Here is a 1081-nt window from a genome sequence, read left to right as displayed (position 1 = left end):
CCTGATCTTGCTGCCCTGCGTTTTCTTCATCGGCCTGGTCACCTTCGTCCGCGCCGTGCAGGTCGCCATTGAGGACATGGTGCACGCCCGTGGAATGGCGCGGATCCGGCACTACTACGTCGAAGTCGCGCCCGCCATGCAAAGCTACCTCGTTCATCCCACGCATGACGATCGCTCGGCGGTGCTCGTGGACAAGGGGCTCAGCCCATCGCCGTTGCAGTATTTCATGACCACGGCCGGAATGGTGAGCGTGATCAGCAGCGCCATCGCAGGTGTCTTTACGGGCATAGCCGCCACAGCGGCAGCCGGCGCCGGAATGGCTCTCGGTGTGGCAGCCGGGATGCTCGCCTTCGCTGCAAGCGTGTTCGTGCTGCGCAGCTACCACCTGCGGGCTTGGACGGCGGCCGAGCAAAGACTGACGGTTCTTTTCCCAGGCACGCGCGGGGAATGAAGCTCTGCGGAGCCAGGGATCGCTTGGCCGAGGTCCCATATACCATGCATGCCTTGTGACATCTTCTATTGCCGCGGCCCAAAGCCTCTATATGGCCGTAGCGGAACAATGGAGGCCGTTTCCTGCATGCCGCTTTTGAACAGTGGAAGGGCATTGAGCACCGAGCGAACCTCTTCCTCCGTTTCGGCCTCCATGAGAAGACAAGCGCCGCCCATGTCGCCGCGGTTCCAGATTTGTCGCACGGTGCTCGCCATGAAAAGTCGGCGAACGCCTTCGGCTTCGGCTTCCAGTCTCTCGGGCGTGTAGTCCGCGTCGTTGAAGCTTTCCGTCCGCCGACGTGTCAAGACCATGAACTGCATGTTCTTTCTCCTGTTGATGAAGGTAAGGCTTTCCGGTTTGTCCCGGTGGGTGCTTGATGCCTGTCATGGTTATTTAGCGACCATCGGCTGGAACAGGGCGGAAAGGATCGGTTTTCCAGTCTCGGCCGGCAACGTCGGCGCGAGAAAGACCGATGTCTTGCAATTGCGAGTCCGTGAGTTCCATCAGCATGCGGCGGCTCCGGCGCCTTTCCATACCGGCTTCGACCCAGACCAAGACCGCCGCGACGCGCGCCATCAGAATCTGTAGAGC

The 1081-nt window shown here is 60.9% G+C and carries 3 protein-coding genes; 1 reads left to right on the top strand and 2 read right to left on the bottom strand.

Translation table 11 applies throughout. The features are described 5' to 3' along the window. The coding region (locus FJ980_RS33760) for a hypothetical protein (RefSeq protein WP_140547679.1) at nt 1-451 on the top strand (451 nt) is incomplete at its 5' end. 65 nt (nt 452-516) lie between these two features. On the opposite strand, the gene FJ980_RS33755 is transcribed toward FJ980_RS33760, so the two are convergent. Together FJ980_RS33755 and FJ980_RS33750 are read right to left on the bottom strand one after the other, a co-directional pair. After that, entirely contained in the window at nt 517-810 is a 294-nt protein-coding gene (locus FJ980_RS33755; RefSeq protein WP_140547678.1) for a muconolactone Delta-isomerase family protein, read from the bottom strand. Nucleotides 811-883: 73 nt separating this feature from the next. Continuing rightward, the coding region (locus FJ980_RS33750) for a DUF1127 domain-containing protein (RefSeq protein WP_348640681.1) at nt 884-1081 on the bottom strand (198 nt) is incomplete at its 5' end.

It is taken from the genome of Mesorhizobium sp. B1-1-5 (genome assembly GCF_006443065.1).
Taxonomy (GTDB): Bacteria; Pseudomonadota; Alphaproteobacteria; order Rhizobiales; family Rhizobiaceae; genus Mesorhizobium.
This window is presented reverse-complemented; position numbering and strand designations above follow the sequence as displayed.

Bases quoted from the DNA above. Each gene is read 5' to 3' on its own strand.
- FJ980_RS33755 (WP_140547678.1), bottom strand. From the start codon at position 810: ATGCAGTTCATGGTCTTGACACGTCGGCGGACGGAAAGCTTCAACGAC.